Here is a 726-nt window from a genome sequence, read left to right on the forward strand (position 1 = left end):
TCTGCCAAGAAGTTCTTCGAGCTCGCTTCGATTCCCCTCGACGACCTGAATGCCGAGGCTTTGCGGATTTACAAAGGCGAAAAGTCCAACGAACAGATCAAGCAGCACGCCCTGGAGTGGATCGCCAAAAATCAGGCCACGTGGGACAAGTGGCTTGCTGAGGCCAAGGCCGCGAAATAAGTGTAACCTCCCGCCCTTCAACAAAATCGCCATCGCATTTGGTTGTGGTGGCGATGAAGCAATTCTAAATTCAAATTAACGGTGTTCACACCTAGTGTTATAGGAGCGAACACCATCCGTCCGTTCTCACCAACCATTGCAGGAGTTACAATGCCCGTCATTCACGTAGAGACCTTCAAATCCGACGACGACAAGAAAGCTGAACTGGTTGCGGAAATTACCAAACTCTTCACGGAGAAAATGAACCTCCGTCCAGAACAGATCCATGTCGTATTCGATGAATACGAACCCAATAATTGGGCCACGGGCGGGAAACTCTGGTCACGGATGTGACGGTTCCGGTTCGGTTTCGACATCTCATCGGCTGACCAGGCGTGCTCCTGGATGCGTCAGCAACTCGGGTGCCTTTTAGTCGGGAGGTTTTATGATACAATCCACGTCGGCAGATCGTCACGTTCCCTTTTTTACCGACAACTGGAGCGATTTGCGCCAGTTCCGCCCCATGCCCGAGATCGATTTCAAGCGTCTCGATAGCTATCGCAAAGG

Annotated in this window: 1 protein-coding gene and 1 pseudogene; both read left to right on the top strand. The window is 51.5% G+C overall.

The window, feature by feature from the left end; all coding sequences use genetic code 11:
- Nucleotides 1-180, top strand: a pseudogene (gene proX, locus O7A70_RS33875) (glycine betaine/L-proline ABC transporter substrate-binding protein ProX); the annotation flags it as partial.
- 150 nt (nt 181-330) lie between these two features.
- Complete coding sequence (locus O7A70_RS33880; RefSeq protein ID WP_337144215.1) at nt 331-513, top strand: tautomerase family protein; 183 nt, start codon at nt 331-333, stop codon at nt 511-513.
- The last annotated feature ends 213 nt before the right edge of the window (nt 514-726 follow it).

The organism is Mesorhizobium sp. Cs1299R1N1 (assembly GCF_037179655.1).
GTDB classification, from domain to species: domain Bacteria; phylum Pseudomonadota; class Alphaproteobacteria; order Rhizobiales; family Rhizobiaceae; genus Mesorhizobium; species Mesorhizobium salmacidum.

Bases quoted from the DNA above. Each gene is read 5' to 3' on its own strand.
- O7A70_RS33880 (WP_337144215.1), top strand. From the start codon at position 331: ATGCCCGTCATTCACGTAGAGACCTTCAAATCCGACGACGACAAGAAA.